The sequence below is a fragment of the bacterium genome, from assembly GCA_023230585.1.
Taxonomy (GTDB): domain Bacteria; phylum Ratteibacteria; class UBA8468; order B48-G9; family JAFGKM01; genus JALNXB01.
This window is the reverse complement of record JALNXB010000003.1, coordinates 70,219-89,596: the sequence shown is the minus strand read 5'-3', so window position 1 is coordinate 89,596 and position 19,378 is coordinate 70,219. Positions and strand designations below refer to the sequence as shown.

Annotated in this window: 15 protein-coding genes and 1 pseudogene; 12 read left to right on the top strand and 4 right to left on the bottom strand. The window is 37.0% G+C overall.

The features are described from left to right. Nucleotides 1-434 precede the first annotated feature (434 nt). The 11 genes and pseudogenes from M0P98_01555 (at nucleotide 435) to M0P98_01505 (ending at nucleotide 14,698) form a co-directional block, all read left to right on the top strand. Nucleotides 435-1,805, top strand: a complete 1,371-nt coding sequence (locus M0P98_01555) for a hypothetical protein (GenBank protein ID MCK9265562.1) — start codon at nucleotides 435-437, stop codon at nucleotides 1,803-1,805. 349 nt (nucleotides 1,806-2,154) lie between these two features. Further along, the gene (locus tag M0P98_01550) at nucleotides 2,155-3,504 is read left to right on the top strand and encodes an aspartate aminotransferase family protein (GenBank protein MCK9265561.1); all 1,350 of its coding nucleotides are present in this window, start codon (nucleotides 2,155-2,157) and stop codon (nucleotides 3,502-3,504) included. A 14-nt stretch (nucleotides 3,505-3,518) separates the two neighbouring features. After that, a complete protein-coding gene (locus M0P98_01545) occupies nucleotides 3,519-4,742 on the top strand; it encodes a DegT/DnrJ/EryC1/StrS family aminotransferase (GenBank protein ID MCK9265560.1) in 1,224 nt (407 codons plus the stop codon). A gap of 29 nt (nucleotides 4,743-4,771) precedes the next feature. Next, complete coding sequence (locus M0P98_01540) at nucleotides 4,772-6,103, top strand: amidohydrolase (protein ID MCK9265559.1); 1,332 nt, start codon at nucleotides 4,772-4,774, stop codon at nucleotides 6,101-6,103. Between the two features lie 321 nt (nucleotides 6,104-6,424). After that, nucleotides 6,425-7,270 (top strand): hypothetical protein, encoded by an 846-nt coding sequence (locus tag M0P98_01535; GenBank protein MCK9265558.1) that lies wholly within the window; start codon nucleotides 6,425-6,427, stop codon nucleotides 7,268-7,270. A 332-nt stretch (nucleotides 7,271-7,602) separates the two neighbouring features. Continuing rightward, nucleotides 7,603-8,658, top strand: a complete 1,056-nt coding sequence (locus M0P98_01530; protein MCK9265557.1) for a hypothetical protein — start codon at nucleotides 7,603-7,605, stop codon at nucleotides 8,656-8,658. A gap of 243 nt (nucleotides 8,659-8,901) precedes the next feature. Further along, nucleotides 8,902-8,988: pseudogene (locus tag M0P98_01525) on the top strand (prepilin-type N-terminal cleavage/methylation domain-containing protein). Continuing rightward, nucleotides 8,962-9,672 carry a DUF1559 domain-containing protein gene (locus tag M0P98_01520; protein MCK9265556.1) on the top strand — a complete coding sequence of 237 codons (711 nt, stop codon included), beginning with the start codon at nucleotides 8,962-8,964 and terminating at the stop codon, nucleotides 9,670-9,672. Before M0P98_01525 ends, M0P98_01520 begins: the two are co-directional and overlap by 27 nt. A 59-nt stretch (nucleotides 9,673-9,731) precedes the next feature. Continuing rightward, entirely contained in the window at nucleotides 9,732-10,460 is a 729-nt protein-coding gene (locus M0P98_01515; GenBank protein MCK9265555.1) for a prepilin-type N-terminal cleavage/methylation domain-containing protein, read from the top strand. A 188-nt stretch (nucleotides 10,461-10,648) separates the two neighbouring features. After that, entirely contained in the window at nucleotides 10,649-13,069 is a 2,421-nt protein-coding gene (locus M0P98_01510; GenBank protein MCK9265554.1) for a right-handed parallel beta-helix repeat-containing protein, read from the top strand. A gap of 18 nt (nucleotides 13,070-13,087) precedes the next feature. Beyond that, nucleotides 13,088-14,698, top strand: a complete 1,611-nt coding sequence (locus M0P98_01505) for a hypothetical protein (protein MCK9265553.1) — start codon at nucleotides 13,088-13,090, stop codon at nucleotides 14,696-14,698. 139 nt (nucleotides 14,699-14,837) lie between these two features. Here the strand turns inward: M0P98_01505 and dinB are convergent, their stop codons facing one another. Genes dinB through lexA form a run of 3 tightly spaced genes read right to left on the bottom strand, consistent with a single transcriptional unit; the run spans nucleotide 14,838 to nucleotide 16,929 of the window. Next, the gene (gene dinB, locus M0P98_01500) at nucleotides 14,838-16,061 is read right to left on the bottom strand and encodes a DNA polymerase IV (GenBank protein ID MCK9265552.1); all 1,224 of its coding nucleotides are present in this window, start codon (nucleotides 16,059-16,061) and stop codon (nucleotides 14,838-14,840) included. Nucleotide 16,062: 1 nt separating this feature from the next. Further along, entirely contained in the window at nucleotides 16,063-16,311 is a 249-nt protein-coding gene (locus M0P98_01495; protein MCK9265551.1) for a hypothetical protein, read from the bottom strand. A gap of 15 nt (nucleotides 16,312-16,326) precedes the next feature. Next, complete coding sequence (gene lexA / locus M0P98_01490) at nucleotides 16,327-16,929, bottom strand: transcriptional repressor LexA (protein MCK9265550.1); 603 nt, start codon at nucleotides 16,927-16,929, stop codon at nucleotides 16,327-16,329. 338 nt (nucleotides 16,930-17,267) lie between these two features. Between lexA and M0P98_01485 the strand changes: the two genes are divergently transcribed. Next, a complete protein-coding gene (locus tag M0P98_01485; GenBank protein ID MCK9265549.1) occupies nucleotides 17,268-17,825 on the top strand; it encodes a flavodoxin family protein in 558 nt (185 codons plus the stop codon). A 310-nt stretch (nucleotides 17,826-18,135) separates the two neighbouring features. Here the strand turns inward: M0P98_01485 and M0P98_01480 are convergent, their stop codons facing one another. Then, entirely contained in the window at nucleotides 18,136-19,371 is a 1,236-nt protein-coding gene (locus M0P98_01480) for a DUF1343 domain-containing protein (GenBank protein MCK9265548.1), read from the bottom strand. Between the last annotated feature and the right edge of the window lie 7 nt (nucleotides 19,372-19,378).

Sequence of the window (19,378 nt, the reverse complement as noted above, 5' to 3'; positions counted from 1 at the left end):
TTATATACTCCCTAAATGCAGGGAAATAAGGTGTTGAGATATATGATAGTCTCTGATATTTTTTTAAATAATTGTGAGTCATCAGTAAACACCGTTCAGAGCAGATAGTCTGTCCTACGAGTTTGCAGAAATGAGAAGCTTTTGCCTTCTACCCTTGTGGGAGAAGGGTCAGGGATGAGGGGGGCTGTTAGCAGGCGAGGAAAAAAGGAATACGTAACGATAAAGGCAAAATATAAAGATAAAAGGTGGGAGGATTCGCTGAGATTTACTAAACATTGTGAGTAAATCCAAAACTTGTATATAGTGCAAACAAGTTTTCGTATGCACAAAAGATTTATGCAGATAAGTTCTCGACTAAGCGAGACGTGGTTTACTGAATATTCACAAATAATTTTTATGGGGACGATTTTGAATATAAAAGGTAAAATATATATATGAAAAGAATTTTTAGTATTTTTCATCTAATATTGGTAAATATATTTTTTTTAGGAATAAATTCAGCTATTGTAGCTGAGGAGCAATGGATTTTTGACCTCAAAACAGGATGTAAAATAGCTTGGGTTTCAGATGTTTACACTCCCGTATCGGTAAATTGGAACGGTCCTGTTGTGAACGGTAAAGCTGAGGGGCAGGGTGCTCTTATGCTTGTTGTTAGAGGCAAAGATGGAAAAGAAAAGCAATGCGAAGCTAACGCAAGTATGAAAGAAGGCAAACTTGATGGAAACGTTAAAATCAAATGGTCAAATGGCGAGTATTATGAGGGCACGTATAAAGGTGGATTAAAAGAAGGGCACGGGTTTCACAAGGGAGCCAACGGTATTGATTATTATGGAGATTGGCATAAGGGGCAGCCTTCGGGGTGGGGGGTGATGAAATGGCCCAGTGGAATTATTTATAAAGGTGAGTTGAACAATGGCATTCGTGAAGGTCAAGGCGTAATGATATGGGGGGACGGTGCGGTTTCTAAAGGGATGTGGAAAGACGATGAGTTTATTGAAGCTAAAAAACAGTATACAGACAGCTCATATTTAAAGTTGACCTACACTCCGGGAGTTACTAAAGCGATTCGCGAGAACACTCAAAGAGTTGTAAACATCTTGACAGAACTTTTTATAAAATATAAATTGACTCTCGATGAACCAATAACGGTCATAGTAACAGCCAATACACAGAGTTTTATCAAATCTATAGCTTCTATATCTAAAGTTAGTGAAGATGTAGTCGCAAAGGATATTGGAAGTTCCTTGGGCGTTAGTCTTTCTAATCAAAAAACTATTATTATACGGGGTGGGAACTACAATCATGTTACCGGTATTAGAGATTTGCATGATGTTTTTGCACACGAGTCGTTTCATCAGATTCTCGATAAATTTTCAAGGATTAAACCTGCTTACTTCTGGATAGAAGAAGGTTCTGCTGAATATTTCCGTCTGGTAGCCCTTGAAGAAGCTAAATTGGACAGTATAGGTACACAGATTAGTCTGGTCGAAAGAAATGTTCGCAATGCTCCTTCTCTACCTAATACGCACCAGTTGTCAAATTATATGGATTTTCAGAATCTACGGCTGAATAGCAACATCCCAATATACAATATGTCTCTCTTAATGGTTTACAACCTGATAGAAAAGAGAAATTTTGGGAAAGTTATATCTTTTTATCGTCTGATAGATACTGGAATGCCACAGGACAAAGCCTTTTATCTTGCTTTTGGAAAACAGGCATCTTCTTTTATGGATGAAATGAACATCTATTTCAAAACCCTTAAGGGTAGCAGACCATCTTCTTTTGGGCACCCAAGAAAGTAGGTTTAGCAATAAGGAAGTTTTTTTATATTTTGTGTAAATATTTTCATAAGGCAAAAAAAGGTTAAAAATAGTTGAGATGAATATCTTGTTCTACTGATTTTTTAACGTTCTTGTCCCATAGGTTTTTGAAGGATTATTTGTGACGTAGAAATCTGAGACCTTTATCTTTTTACCTAACTTTATATTAGAGAATTTCATACCTATATAAGTTAAGAAACCTAAATAAGACTCTATGTTATTGAAAAAATAGTAGTTCACAAAGAATTTTGGAGAAATCACTCTTTTATAATATACTAAATTTGTATAAATAAGCATACCAATATGAAAATTTTACTGTATAGGAGGAGAAATGGAAGTAAATAGAATTAAAAAAGATGCGATAAAATATATCATACCGCACTGGGCTACTTACGATTCTTTAGTAAAAGAGCCAAAGGTTTTTGTAAAAGGCGAAGGAATCTATCTATACGATATTGAAGGGAAAAAATATTTTGATACTTTTTCTTCTCTTGTAACCTCCATACTTGGACACGGAAACAAAGAAATTGCAGAATCGGTATTCTCTCAACTAAAAGAACTTGAATTTTTTCCTAATATTGGTGACACTTTCACCGTACCTTTAATAGATTTGGCAAAGAAATTGTCCGAAATTGCGCCTGGAGACCTTGAGGTATCTTTCTTTCTCAATAGTGGTTCTGAAGCAAACGAGACTGCTATAAAATTGGCAAGACAATATTTTTGGGAGAAAGGACAAAAAAGTAAATATAAAGTTATAGCAAGACGTTTCTCTTACCATGGCACTACTTTGGGAGCAGTTTCTGCAACTGGCTTACCTTATTTCAGAACCCCATTTGAACCTTTAATGCCTGGCTACCTTTTTGCGCCTTCAGCCAATTGTACCCGTTGCGAGTTTGAGCTTGAACCAGGAAATTGTAACCTCTTATGTGTTAAAACTCTGGAAAAACTTATAGATTGGGAAGGTTCAGACTCTATAGCTGCTGTTATTATGGACCCAATACCTGGCTCGAATACTGGGTATCCTGTACCTCCAGACGGATATCTTGAAAGGGTAAGAGAAATCTGTACTAAAAATAATATACTGCTAATTTTTGATGAAATCCAAACAGGTATAGCTAAAACAGGAAAATGGTTTGCTTGCGAACATTGGAACGTTGTTCCTGATATGCTTACTATTGGTAAAGCAATTACTGCAGCTTATCTACCGTTGGGAATAACTATGACTAAACCTGAAATTTATGATGTTTTCAGAAAATCTGGAAGCGAGTTTCGTTCAGGTTCAACTTTTGGTGGGCATACAGCTTCTTGTATAGCCGCCCTTAAGACTCTCGAAATAATTGAAAGAGACAACCTTATAGAGTACGCCAGCCAGATAGGCGATTATATAAAAAGTAAGCTTGAAAATTTATACGAAAAATATCCTATTGTAGGAAATTTTAGAGGTATGGGCACATTGTGGGCTGTTGAACTGTTAAAAGATAGAGATAACAAAATACCTTTTGAACCAAAACTCCAAGTTGGAAACAGAATAAGAGATTTTTGTTGGGAAAAAGGGATGATTTTAAGAAACAATGCAGATATTTTAGTTATAGCGCCTTCAATCATTATTACCAAAGACGAAGTTGACGAGATGTTAGGGATGGTTGAAGAAGGAATTAACTTGATTATGAAAAGTTTGTAAAGTAAGGAGATATTATGGAAAAATTAGCAATAGAAGGCGGAACTCCAGTTAACAATAAACCGTTTCCTGGATGGCCTGCTTTTTCTGAAAAATCTTTCAATATGGTGCTTGAACCTCTAAAAACAAGAAAACTTAATTATTGGGGTGGCACTTACGGTAACCAGTTTGAAAAAAAACTTGCAGAATGGCATAATTCAAAATACTGTGTAACAACAGTAAACGAGTATGGTGCGTTTCATTTAGCTCTTTTGGCTGCAGGGTTAGGCGAGGGGGACGAGATTATATGTCCATCTTATATGTATTTCCCTCCTCTATTTGCAATTTTAAATATAGGGGCAATACCAATCCTTGTAGATGTTGATTTTTCTCATACAATTGACCCGAAAGAGGTAGAAAAAAAGGTTACTAAAAAGACAAAAGCGATTATAGTTTCTCATATGTACGGTGTTGTGTCTGATATGGGGCCTATTTTGGATATTGCACAAAAAAACAATCTTTTCGTTATGGAGGATTGTACCGAATGTTTTGGAGGTCAGTATAAAGGTAAAAAAACAGGCACTATTGGTGATGTTGGTTGTTTTAACCTGTGTCATACCAAACACCTAATAACTGGTGGGGAGGGTGGCGCTGTTATTACTGATAACAAAGATATATACCTGAAATGTTTTTCTCTGAGAGACTACGGTTTTAATACAGATGAAGGACTGGATATGATTAAATTTGAACAGGAGTTTCTCTATACTCACGATAAGATAGGGTTCAACTATAGAATGACAGAGATACAGTCGGTGTTAGGTCTATGCGAACTTGAGAGGATGGATGATTGGAACTTACCTTTAAGAAAAAAGTATGGCAGATTTTTAACTGAAACTCTCAAAACTCATCCACTTGTTTTACATACACCGCTTGATACCCAAGATAGACAGAACTCTTTCTGGTGGGCACCTATTGTTCTTGATGTAGATAAGTTAAAGGTTGATATCAAACAGTTTAAAAAAGCAATGGAAGCAGAAGGGGTACCTGTCTACGGAGCTTTATGGCCTGAGTTGTATAAAGAGAAGGCATATATTGATTATATGAAAGCACGCAATTTGTATGACCCAACATTAGAATGTAAGACAGCAAAATGGCTCTTTGATAGGACTATATCTCTTTTTACTCATCCTATTTATGAAGTTGAGCATCTAAAAAAATATATAGAGGTTTTCAATAAGGTTGCAAAAGCTTATATGAAATAAGATTTTTTAAAGAGAGATTTCTAAAGTTAATGGAGGCTATATTGGGCATTAAAACAGAAAAAAAGAAGAATCTGATAAAAAAGATTGTGAAAACAGAAGAAGATGTTGCTGTAAAACTTGCCGATGAGATATGGAAACTTGCAGAACCTCCTTTAATGGAAAAAGAATCTTCAAAACTTATTGCTCAATATTTAGAATCAAACGGATTTAAAATCACTTGGCCTTTCAAGGTTTTGCCTACTGCTTTTAAAGCAGAAAAAGGCGATGGGAAACCAGTTGTCGGTATGTTGGGTGAATACGATGCATTACCAAACTGCGGTGAAAACCCTGGAACCTATGGACACGGCTGTGGACATAACCTTCTTGGTGTTGCACCTGCAGTTGGAGTGGTAACTGTTAGCAGAATTCTTGAAAAGTTAAATTTAAAAGGTAAGGTTGTGTACTGGGGTTGTCCTGCGGAAGAAACCTCTGCTGGGAAGGCTTATATGGCACGAGATGGAGGTTTTAGAGGTATGGACGCTTGTTTGTGTTGGCATCCTTCAGCGAGCAACAGCATTAGAACAGCAGGAGGGTCTGCTGTAGATTCTTTAGTATTTGAGTTTTTTGGTAAAGCATCTCATGCTGCTGGGTCACCACACAAAGGCAGAAGTGCTCTCGATGCCGCAATTCTTATGGATATATCTGTAAACTATTTAAGAGAACATATTCCAGAGGATGTTCGCATACATTCTGTTATATCTGAAGGTGGTAATGCTCCAAACGTTGTACCTGAATACGCAAAAATTTGGTACTATGTAAGAAGCAAAAATCGTGAACAGGTAGATGATATTACCCGCCGGGTTACACTATGCGCTAAAGGGGCATCTATATCTACTGAAACAAAAATGAAAGTTTCAAAAATTTCTGCTATATATAACCGTCTAAAAAATCAATCTATGGCACAAATAGTTCTTGACAACTTTCTTCTTTTTGGACCTCCAACTGTAAGTCGCTCTGATATTGAAAGGGTCAAACTTCTTGGGAAAGAAGGAGAGTTTTCAAAAACAATATCTACCAACCTTCAAGGTACTCAAGGGCGAGCGTCAAGCGATGAACAAACTGTTTCTTGGTTGGCTCCTTTGGGAGGGTGTTCGGTTGCTTGTGTTTGCAAAGGAACTACTGCTCATAACAGAGAATATACTATGCAAACAAAATTACCTTTTGCCCATAAAGGTATGTTAAAAGCAGCTAAGGTTCTTGCTGGCACAGCTATCGATCTTTTTACAGACAAGAAACTTCTCAATAAGGTAGTTGCGGAATTTGAAACTGGAACAAAAGATTTTAAATTCGACCCTCTGCTTCATCCAAAGCAACTGCCGTAATTATTTATACTGTTTTCTCTGCCTTTGCCCCCTTATATGTCATTCCGGACTTGATCCGGAATCTCGTTTTTCTTCTTTCCTTTTTCTGATTTCACCTCTCCTTTGCCCTTCCATAAAACCCATTTGTATAAGGAGTTACGCATTTTGATAAATCGATATATAGTGATATAATAGTAAAACTATCAAGTTTTAATAGGTTTAACCTAAAAATAAACTGTAAACTACAGTATTTTTATCAAGTGAGATATTATTTATTAATATCTTCTCAAATTCTTTCTGTTACTATAAAAAAACAATTTAAACTTTGTTAATGGAGCAAAAATGGACAAAAACAGACTAAAAGAATACGCAAGAAAGGTAGGAGCAGATATTGTAGGTATAGCAAATATTGAAAGATTCAAAGAATTGCCTGCCGAAAAACATCCTTCTTCAATTTTCCCTGAAACAAAATCTATAATAATTATCGGTAGACGTATTACAAGAGGGACTTTGAGGGGTGTTGAAGAAGGTACCAATTTTACTAACTACCTGTTTTTCGGCGCAGATTGGCTTGAAAATAGGTTTACTGCCGTAACGACGTTCTCAGTATCAGAGTTTCTTGAGGATAATGGATGGGAAGCCGTGCCTCTACCTAATATTCCGCCTGAAGTTCCAACAATGGGTGTTTCAGTTAAACAAGGGGGATTAAAGCCGAATGTTCTTCTTGATTTTGAAGATGCAGCAGTTAGGGCAGGAGTCGGAGAGATAGGGTACTGTGGGGTTCTTGTTACACCAGAATTTGGACCTCGTCAACGTATACAGATGATTCTTACTGATGCTGAGATTGAACCTGACCCTATAGTTGTTGAAGATATTTGCCCGCGTGAGAGCGAATTTAAAAACTTCTGTCCGCTTGGAGCATTTATAGGGGAAAAAGAAATTACTATTGCTGGTAAGAAGATGCTTGTAGCAGAAATTGACTACAATATTTGTTCATCCTGTAAAAATGGAGCAATGGCAAACCCTTCTCACCCCGCCGGTAAACCTGATAGATTGGCAGCGGTATGTATAAGAAGTTATTCTGATTATCTTGAGAGAAACAACAGAATAAAAAACAAGTTTGAGTTGGATTTTAGACAGAGAAAACCTTGGGTAGTACTTCCTGACACTAACCTGTTTAAAATTTAACGTCTGTGGTGGGGCTTTTGCTTTACGCTTTCGTTTTTATACGTTACCCCCATTCCGTCTTTGCGAGCGCCTCTTAGCGTGGCAATCTCGCCGAAGGCGGAAAAGGAAGGGTAATAAACAATAGTGTATAGGATAAAGACGAGGGTTACCCCCTTATATGTCATTCCAGACTTGATCCGGAATCTCGTTTTTTTGTAGTTTGCCTTACAAGTTTTATCCCTCGGGGGTACTCGGGACAAGTTCCCACAGAAACATTGAGCTAAGTCGCTCCTCGTAAGACAAGCAAAAAGCGTTGAATTTGGTAGAACCATTTATAATATGGAGAGAAACAAATGAAAAGAAAACCAACAAAAAAGGAAATAAAAGAATATGCCTTATCAAGAGGGCTTGACCTTTTTGGGGTTGCAAACATTGAAAGATTTGAAGGTGCTCCTGCTCGGATGCATCCAGCGAGCATTTTTCCTGAAGTAAAGTCGGTGATAGTCGTTGGCAGAAGGATTGTAAGAGGAGGATGGAGAGGGATAGAGGAAGGTACTTACTGGCCTAATTATTCTTATTTTGATTATTCAGGGCTTCTTAATACCTTCTTTCTACAAATGCCTCTTTATGAGACCTGTTGTTTTATAGAAAATTTTGGTTATGAAGGTGTTCCTGCGTATTCTGGTTTGGCGTTTACGAACCCTCCACCTGATGCAAAACCATTAAGAAAAGGGGGCATTGTTCCTGATGTTAATCTTGCTATAAGGATTGCAGGGGTTGCTGCCGGAGTGGGAGAAATAGGGTGGTCAAAGGTGTTTCTTACGAAAAAATTTGGACCCAGACAAAGGCTTGCAGCAATACTAACAGATCTTGAACTTGAGCCAGACCCTCTTGTTGAGCCAAATTCTATATGTAAACTGGATATGGCATGTGTAAAGGGCTGTACTGGCGCTATTCCTCATATTAAAGAGAATAAATTTATTGAGATAAAAATTGAAGACAAAATCTATCGCTGGGCAGATGTTGATATGGGTAAATGTACCCTGATGTATCATGGCGGAGACCCAAGATTATCGCCGTTCATATCAGAGGCCATGCCTGGATATTGTTTTGATGTGATGAAACAAGATGTTTCTGAAGAAACCGCATATAAATTCTGCTGGCCTATGTCTACTGGGCAATGGCGTAAAACAGAAGAACATCCTTCTGGATATATTATAGAAGGCCATTATTATATCAGCCATTGGGGGCAGAGAGGTTTAGGTATAGGTGGTTCGCGTGGATGTATGCGCAGTTGCTTTAATTACCTTGAAAAAAGCAATGAGATAGAACAAGTTTTCAATAATGGTCCATTTATTAAGCGACCAAGATGGCTATTGAACTCGTGCGGGGAACCAGTAGAAGAGTAATTTTATAAGTGTTAAGATATTTCGCATCTTACCTATAATTTTTTTATCATCATTACCTTTTACTCTTCATATAAAACCATCTTATATTAAGAACTTGAAAATACTTGACAAAATCAAGTAGGGAGGAGTAGAATAGGGAAGAATATAAAACCTAATCCCACCCTAAAAAAACTCCTCAGAAAAACTGTCGGGATAAGCCCCTCGGGGGTACTCGGGATAAATGGGAGAAAGGAGGTGAGAAGAATGAAAAAGAATAACGGTTTTACTTTAATAGAACTACTTGTAGTAATAGCAATTATTGCAATACTTGCTGCAATGCTCTTACCCGCACTTTCAAAAGCAAGAGAAAACGCCAATAGAGCTACTTGTTTGAACAATCTTAAACAACTTGGGTTGATACTTCATATATATGCACAAGATTGGGATGGATGGTTCCCTATTCTTGAACCCAGAGAAGGGCAAGACATACGATCTCAAACAAATAGGTCTCTTGCATTGCTAACCGGAGAAACTGACCCTTCAAATGATATTCGTGATACTTCTGCGTATGTGACAAATTACAAACTTTTCACCTGCCCAAGTACTTTAGATAAGCCTTCTCCAACAGGGGAATTGATTCCACATGGTGCTGTTGTTGCAGGAGTAATGCCAAGTGGTACGTGTTCTTATGCGTACGCCTACGGATTGAACCTCCAAACTCATCCAGAAACTGCTATTATGGCTGATAGTAAGAAAGGATATTCCAATACTGCCGATTATTATTTTGAATGGGGTAGTAATATAGAAAGTTATACGTGGGCTTGCTGGAAAAAATTTAACCACGGTGAAGACGGAGTGAATGTGCTATATGTTGGAGGGAATGCTCAATGGGTCGCTGCAAGAAGACCTGCAAAAATAGGTAATTACATTGTAGGGATATTGCCTAAAGAGAAATTTCCTAATTGCGGTGTTCCTTCTCAAAGACCGTATACTTTGAGGGACCTAAATCTTAACACAACAGATTACTCATATTAATCAGATATGAAAAAAATATTAGCATAAGAATAAAATTGGCTAAGGAGGTGTGGAAATAAATGCAAAAACATAAAAAAACAGGTTTTACACTAATAGAATTGCTTGTAGTAATAGCAATTATTGCAATACTTGCTGCAATGCTTTTACCTGCACTTTCAAAAGCAAGGGCACGGGCTAAATCTGCAGTTTGTATAAATAACTTGAAACAGATAGGGTTAGGTTTAAAGTTATATGCGGAAGACTGGGAAGGATTGGTAAATTTACGGATACAAACAGCTTGGCCATCATATTCACATTATGGTACTTACGGAAAACTGGATTCATATATATCCCCAGAAATAATATGTTGTCCTTCTGCTCTTCCATATACGCCAGACCCTTCCAAACCTAATACTATTTACGGGAGAAGACACGAAGATATTTCAAATATAAGGTACTCTTCAAATGGTGGGTGGCTCCATATAGTTGGTATTGACCATCCAGAGGATTTTTGGATAATGGGTGATTCCATAACTGTTGCTGGTAGAGGACATGCAGATGCGGATGCAGGTGGAAAAGAGTATCTTCATCAGTGGATGTCTATTGGTTTTGGAACAAAGGATGTAGGACCAAGTGCTACAGGGACAGCAGATTTTAGGCACCAAGGATTTATGAACCTTCTTTTTCTTGATGGGCACGTGGAATCTGCAAGTCCGTCAAGGTTTAATGCGGCAACAGCAAGGCATTCTTTGAGGGGTTTCTGGTGGATAAAAAAAGGAGATAGAACGTTTGACCAACTGACATGGTAATTAAAATAGAAGAGTGCTGAGTCTTTCTTTTTTTCTGCAATGTGTTAAGTTAAGATAACTTCTATCTTAATACTTCCCTAATAAAACTATAGTGTAAATAAAATAAGAAAACGTATATTGTAAATTGAGTTGAATGAACCAGGTTGACTGAATATATACAGTATAAAATACAAACAAAAGGAGTTGTTATGTTTAAAAAATTATATGCTTGTTTATTACTGGTAGGTTTCTTATTTTTGAATAACACTATTGCCTGTTTTTCAAACGAATATTTTGTTTCTCCGCAAGGGGACGATAAAAACAAGGGTACTAAAGAATCGCCCTGGAAAACACCAGAATATGCGGGAAAAATGGGGAAAGCTGGAGATACTATCTTTTTTCTACCAGGGGACTATGCAGGAAAACTTCAACTTGTAAACAGTGGCACTCCGGAAGCTCCTATCATTTTTTGTTCTACTGTTCCAAGGCAGGCAAGATTGGTTAAATCTCCTGGAGGTAAAACCATAACAATAACAGGAGCATCTTTTATTCAGATTAAAGATATGCGTGTTGAATCTGCTGTTCCTGGTTGGACAGACATAAGAAAATCTAATAATATAACTTTTGAAAACTGCGAATTTACGGGTGGTGGATACTCGGGCTCGTTTAGAATTAATGAAAGCAATCAGATAAAGTTGCTTGATAACGATTTTGTTGGAGGTGAAAGAGGTGGAGACCTTTGTCATCTACATTCTTCTACTCAGGTGTTAATTGAAGGTAACGCTTTTTCGCGTGGTCTTCATACTCTATTGGCAATCCATTTACCTGAAGGTCCGAAAGGAAATAATAGAATAGTTGTAAGGGGGAATGTTTTTCATGCCGGCTGGTGTAGGAATTTTGAAAATTTTGGACACCCTCAGGTGCTGATAGAAGACAATATTTTCACCAATGCATTTACAGGAGGAAGGTCTGGAGACGGTGAAATGAAACTTCTGGGAGATAAAAACATTTTTCGATTCAACAGAGTGTTCAAAAATTACGGCGGAAATGTAATAGCTATGTTTCCCCATAGAGAATGGCATTACACTCGTAACACCCGTATCTATAATAATGTTTTTCATAGTAACCTTGGCTGGATTGGGGTTGGCAGTATAAGCGAGAAAATATCTGACCTAATTTTTAAAAATAATGTCTTTTATGAAAACAATCCGTATGGTAGTCAAACCCATTTACATTTAACCGGAGGAACTTCCGAAAAGGTGCAAGTAATAAATAATGTTTTTTCAGGCGTTAACCCTAACACGGCAATTTTGTGGGGGCGAACAGGTCATCCGCAGGATGCTGAGGTTATGAGTTTACCAGAAGCCAGAAAAGACGAATGGGTTGAAGAGCACGGAGAGGTTTTTAAAGATAATATAGAAAAATTGCCAATGTTTGCGTCAATAGAAAATTTTAATTATACGTTAAGTTCTAAAAGTCCTTTAATTGATGCAGGCGCTTCATTGACAAACACAAGTTCTGCAGGGAAAGGGAATCTTTTACCTGTTGAAGACCCATATTATTTTTATGATGGATATGGTATAGAAGGCGAAAGGGGAGACCTTATAGCTGTGGGTAATTTCAAAAACCAGGCTCGTGTTATAATGGTGGACTATGAAAAGAAAGTGCTTCATCTGGATAAATCTACCCAGTGGAAAAAAGGCGAACCTGTTAGTTTGGCTTGGGTTGGAAAGCGTCTTGATATAGGTGCCTTTGAATATGGAAAGAACCCCAGAGCAAGTGTTCAGATAATACCAAATAAAGGCGTTGTTAAGCCAGGGGAACCTGTTGAGTTTAAAACCGTTATAAATGGGATGGTTCCTCCTTTCCAATACAGGTGGATATTGGGAGACAGCACACAATCGACAAGTGCGACCCTCACCCACAAGTTTTCTGAGGAGAAAGATTACGGTGTTCGCCTTAGAGTAACCGACTCTACGGGAAACAGTTGTGTAGGTGTGGGATATATTGATGTTAAATCTCCTCCAAAGGATGAAGACATTCTGATAAAGACCACTTTTGATACAGACGATAAAGATTGGTGGATATATTGGAGATTTTATCGCCCTATGCCAACAAAATATGAGCATCTATTGGACAAAGAAACGGGTAAAGGTATTATGCATATTTTTGCACCGCGTGACGGTTCTATGTTAAGCGCAAATATTGCACCACGAGAGTGGGATATAAACAAATATCCAACAGTACGTATTAAATATAAAATTAAGCCAGGAACTGTTATTTCAATAGTTGCATCTGGATTTAGTTCAGGGCAAAGAAAGGAAGAACATTTGAAAAAAGGGTTAGATACTTATAGTAGAAGTCTGTTTCTGGCAAGGGTTGCACCAAAGGTGCCTGATAGAAAAAAAGCAAGGCCTTTGGTTTCTGTTCGTGAGGAATTTGAGAAAGAATTGATAGCAGACGGAGAATGGCATGAGATAGAACTTGATGTGCGTCTTATCCAAAAAGAATACCCTGAAGTGAACACTCTCCAAAGTTTAAGTTTTAGCGGTGGGAGAGAAGGTGGTAGAGGTACTGGCGTGCTAGAAGGTGATGAATACTGGCTTGATGAAATTTATATCGGTAAATAAAAAGGGAGACAAACTAAAATGAGAAATAAAAGAAGAACCTATTTGGTTGTAAAGATATTGCTCTTCTTTTTTATTGGTTCTTATGTTTCTTTAGCTTTTTCTACAAATTCTACAAACTACCATTTTGAAAACCCATTGCCTACCTCAAACCAACTTAATGATATTTCGTGGGGAAATAATATATTTGTTGTAGTTGGAACTAACGGTACAATACTTACTTCTCCTAATGGAATAAACTGGAGACAAACAGACTCGAAGACAACAAAATGGCTAAGTGGTGTTGTATATGGTAACGGAATCTTTGTTGCAGTAGGTAGGGCAGGAACAATACTTACCTCTCCTGATGGGGTAAGTTGGAGAGAAATAGGTTCAAATACAACAAAATGGCTAAGCGGTATTACATACGGAAATGGTATGTTTATAGCAGTAGGAGAGACTGGTACAATACTTACTTCTCTTAACGGTATAAACTGGAGACAAGCAGATTCAAAGACAACAAAACCTCTTGATGGTATAGATTATGGAAACAATGTTTTTATTATTACAGGTTTTGCTGGAACAATTTTAGTATCAACCGATGGGATAATTTGGAGAGAGCAGAATTCAAAGACAAATGTTTGGCTTAGTGGAATTGTTCGTGGAAAGAACGTATTTGCTGCAGTTGGTGGGAATGGTGTAATCTTGAATTCTTATAATGGAACAAGATGGACAAAACACCATTCAAATACAACGGACAAACTTTGTGGAATTGCTTATGGTAATGGAATGTTTATTGCAATAGGGGAGGGAGGTATAATTTTAAGCTCTGCTACAGGCAGAAAATGGACAGAACGACATTCTGGAAGTAGAAACGGGCTTAATGGTATTGCCTATGGTAAAAACAGATTTATAGCAGTTGGAAAATACGGTACAATACTATCCTCCACAGAGAATGGCTGGAAAGAGATATATTCAGGGACACAAAAATCTCTTAACGGTGTTGTTTATGGTAGCAATATGTTTGTTGCGGTAGGGGAGTTAGGTACAGTACTTACCTCTGTAGATGGAACAACTTGGGCAAAGCAGAACTTAAATACAAATGATCTGTTTACCTGTATTACGTATGGAAATAACATATTTGTTGCAGCAGGGGAACTTGGCACAATTTTCACTTCTCCTGATGGAGTAAATTGGACAAGAAGAAAATCAGAAATTTCAAGATGGATTTTTAGTATTTGTTACGGCAATAATGTTTTTATTGCTGCCTCTGCTGGTACAACTGTGGTCTCTTCCGACGGAATAAATTGGGTAGAACAAAAAGAAGGAATTAAAGTAACCCTATTTGGAATTGCTTATGGTAATGGCAAATTTGTTGCAGTAGGCAGGGCAGGCACAATATTAACTTCCGAAAACGGAATCGTTTGGCTACCACAAGAATCAGGAACAGAAAGGGTTTTTCGGACCATATCCTACGGAAACAATGTTTTTGTTATAGCGGGGGAATACGGTACAACTATTGTATCTTCTGACGGAACAAATTGGTTACCAAAAGAGTCAGGAACAAGGGTTACTCTTAACGGTGTTTCTTATGGTAACGACCATTTTTTTGTAGTTGGAGGTTGTGGGACAATTTTAAGAAAATTTAAATAAGATAACCTATTTTCTATTGGGCAAAAAAAGACTGTTTTAAAGAAATAGCAGCCTAATAAAAATGTTTACATATTTTTAGTTTAGGTACTGAGTAAAGGTATATAACAATTTTTCATAAAGCAAGAGAAACCTGACGTGCCTATTTTTTTATATCGTCCTTTAAAATAGACCTGCGGTTAATTGAATATTTTTTGTTAAGAGTTTTTTCCATTAAAACAGCTCCTGGAGAAACAGTAAACTCACCAAACTTATCGTTGATTTTATCAAGTGCAAACAATAGTTCTTCTCTCTTTTTTTCTTCTTCAAAGATTGAAATCTGGCTTTGCTTTCTTATTAGGTTAGACACACTTACCCCTATCAATCTCACAGGTTTATCTATTTTTATTGTTCTCATAATTGAGGTAGCTGTTCTGTAAATAATACGACTATCGTTAATGTGGTTCTTTAAGGTTTGTTGTTTAACCAATGTATTAAAATCGTGAAACCTTAAAATCAAGGTTACTGTTCTGCCTTGGTACTTGTCTTTCCTTAACCTTCTTCCAACCTGCTCACATAACCTGTAAAGGGTAGATTCTACCATAAGAATATTTGAAGTATCTCTGAACAATGTATAAGAATGTCCCATAGATTTATATTCTTCTTCTTGAGAAAAAGGTTTAACTTTAGAAGAATATTCTCCTTTACCCATACAATGCAAAATATACCCTTGGACCCCAAATTTGGAAACCAGTTTTTTCATAGAATAATCAGCCAGTTCTTTACAGGTTTTTATGCCAAGACAGTTTAACTTGAAGGTCAAATTTTCTCCAATACCCCATAATTTTTCTATAGGTAGATTTTTTAATAGACCAGATACATCTTCTTTTTTTATGCAGGTAAGCCCGTCAGGTTTTACTGTGTTACTTGCAAGTTTTGCCAGCAATTTATTGGGCGCTATACCTACAGAACAAGTCAAGTCCAACTCTTCTTTTATTCTGCTTTTGATTTTTACACCAGTTTCCACTGCACCACCAAAAAGTTCTTTTGTTCCGGTTATATCCAAAAACGCTTCATCTATGGAGTAACTTTCCAGATAAGGAGTAAAATCTTTTAGTATATTAAGGAGTTTGGAAGTTGTGCTCAAATATTTAACTGAATTACCCACCACTACCTCTGCCTTAGGGCACAATCTTAACGCTTCTCTTAAAGGCATCCCTGCTTTTATTCCATACTCTCTTGCTATATAGTTTGCTGTGGAAACAGTAGTCCTTGCTTCTGGGTTACCAGATACTATTATAGGTTTACCTTTCAAAAAAGGGTTGCTTTTCTCTTCAACCGAAGCAAAGTAAGCGTCCATATCAATATGCAAAATAGTCCGTTCCATTTTATCCCTCAATATAAACCTTGCTTAAGAGCCATTTGAGTTTTTTTGTATAAAAAGAGAGTTCATAAAGATTAGCACCAACAACTACTGAAAAATAGTAGATAACCTCTTCTCCGTCTTTATTGTGCCAGATATAGTTTACTTTATCTATATAATATTTTCTATTGTTCCATAGGAACCATTTTGGTTTAATTTTGTTGCTACTAAAGTGTGCCTCTATCTCTATTTCTTCCATAATTTCTTCCATCATTTTATGGTTATCCTTTTAGTTGTAATACCTTATAAGACCGACTACTTTACCTATAATTTTGACCCTTTCATCAATTTTTATTGGTTCATAAGAAGGGTTGGCTGGTTGTAAAAAAAGGTTGTTACCTTTACGTTTGAACCTTTTTACTGTGGCTTCACCTTCAATCAAAGCAATAATAATTTCACCCTGCTCACATACATTTTGAGGTTTAACAATTACATAGTCACCTTCTTGTATACCTGCGTCAATCATACTATCTCCCTTAACCTTTAAAGCAAAAGTTGTACCTTTATCAACAAGTTTTTTATCTATGCATATTGTGCCCTCAATATCTTCTATGGCAAGTTCTGGTTTGCCAGCAGTAATCCTTCCTACAACGGGGATAGAAGTAGAAGAAGATTGTAAAGGTTTATCCTGTAACCGAATACCTCGTGAGATTCCAGGAAGACGTTCTATATATTTTTTGTCACTAAGAACTTTTAAATGGTCCCTAACGCTACCTGTTGAAGATAAAGAGAATTTTTCACCTATCTCTCGTATTGTGGGCGGGTAGCCGTTCTCTTGAATCTGTTTTTTAATGTAATCAAGTATCTTTTGTTGTTTCTCTGTTAAACTCATATATCTCCTTTTGTGGGAGCAAATCTCCCATACTCTTCTCTACCCTTGGGTCTTGTCCCGAGAACCCCCGAGGGAAGAGAGGGTGTAAGGTGAGGGGGGCTTTTGGTCTTTGTTTTTGCTTTTATTTGCCACCCATCTTTGACATAATTTAACAATTTTTGGTATCAACACTATTAAACATACCACACAATTGTGTGGTTGTCAAGAGTGGAACATACTTAGCAAGAATTTACATAAGAGGTGTAGTAATATTTTGACTTTTTATGTAGAGGTAATAAAATATGTTATATATAGTTGTAATATACAGCAAAAAACTTAATCTACAATAGGGGGGAGATATGAAGGTCTTAACAATTCTTGGTAGCCGTAATCCAGAAGGTCAGACAGCCAGAGCAGTTCAAGCTTTACTAAAAGGCGTAAAAACTAAAACAGACCAAACAGAAGAAGTGTTTCTACCAAAACAAAAGATTGAAAGATGTAGACAATGTAATGATAATGGTTGGGGTATTTGTCGTTCAGAGGGAAGATGTATAATAGATGATGATTTTGCTTTATTGGTTGATAAAATCAAGAAATCTGATATAGTTGTTTTTGCTACACCTGTGTATTTTAGCGACCTAAGTGAAAGTTTAAAGTCTTTTCTCGACCGGCTTAGACGTACAACAATGAACGATAAAGGTAAAGAGGGAATAACCAATAAACCGACTATTGGTATCTGTGTTGCTGGTGGTGGAGGAGGCGGTTCTGCTGCATGCACTTTTAGTTTGGAGAAGGTGTTGTATCTATGCGGGTTTAATGTTCTGGATATGGTTGCGGTTCGTCGGCAGAACCTAAGTATGAAATTGGATATACTTAAAATTACCGGAGAATGGCTAATAAATTTAGAAGAAAAATAGAATAGATTGAAAATAAAATAAAGACAAAGATCCCCCCTGCTTGTCATTCCGGACTTGATCCGGAATCTCGTTTTTAAGCTGAGGAAACCTTCGAGGTTTGCAGAAATAAGGAGTTTTTGCCTTCTCCTCTTGGGGGAGAAGGATCAAGGATGAGGGGGTATTTTGCTTTTGTAGTTTGTCTTGCGAGTTTTATCCGCCGAAGCCAACCTACGCTAAAACACAAGCTTCGGCAGGTATACCTTGGCGCAGTAGGGCTTTTGGCGTGGCAATCTCGCCGAAGGCGGAAAAGGAATGGGAAGCAAGGGTAATCTCATTGATATAAAAGATACTTTTTCCGTTTTTCTTTAAAACTGGTAAGTTTCGGTTCATAACTTTTTATTATCATCTCAGCTGAATCTTTATTCAGCAACATTTTTAACACCCTGTCTGTTCCATTTGCTTGGTTAAACATCTTAACAATATTGTTTGAAAGTTGTCCTATCTTAAAATCCTCAGGATATAGTTTTATAAGAGTTTCGATTATATGATAACCGGTAGATACAGGCATAAAAACCTCTTTATTGGTGACAATTATCTTGAACCCTTGACAAAAACTTTTATTATAATGATGATAAAAAGGAGTAAAGTAGAAAGGATGAAAAGATACTCCCGGTAGGTTTTTCTCATTAAGTTTTTGAGTAATTAATTCAGCGTCTATCCAAGGCGCACCTACTATTTTAAATGGCAGGGTATACCCCACACCTATATTTACAAGAGGAGTTTCTCCCAAAATTCCTGTTGTAGCGTAAAATAAAGGGGTATCGTTTTCTGGTATATGAGGTGAGGTAGGTATCCAGTTGAGTTTTGTATCTTGCCAATCCATTCTTCTTTCCCACCCTACCATAGGAACAACTGTTAGGTTACATTTTATCTTAAGTTCTGTATTAAAAAAAAGAGCGATCTCTCCAATTGTCATCCCATGAACATAAGCTATGGGACCGGCTCCTATAAAAGAAGCAAACGACATATCTAAAACAGGACCGTCAACCACAATTCCTCCGAGCGGATTAGGTCTGTCAAGAACAACAAAGGGTATTCTATTTTTGGTTGCTGCCACCATACAGTTTTTCATAGTTGAAATATATGTGTATGAACGTACCCCTATATCTTGAATATCAAATATCAGAAGGTCAACACCTTTTAACATCTCTTTTGTTGGGATTTTTGTATTACCGTGTAGACTGAAAATTCGAACACCTCTTTTTTTGTCTTCTGAGTTATCTATATGCCCCATTTTGCCCCCAGTAAACCCGTGTTCTGGAGAATAGGCAGCCACTATATTTACATCCTTTAAGTTAGATATTACATCTAAAGCACTCCTCATCTCATTATCAACTGCAGTATAGTTTGTTATAAGACCAATATTTTTGCCCTTAATTATATCTGGAGGGTTCTCTTTTATTACATCTAACCCTGTTTTAACAATATTTTCTGAGTATATAAAAGAAAAAGAAGAAATAATAAATAAAAAAACCAACAATATACTTGTTCTATAAACATTGTTCATAAAAACT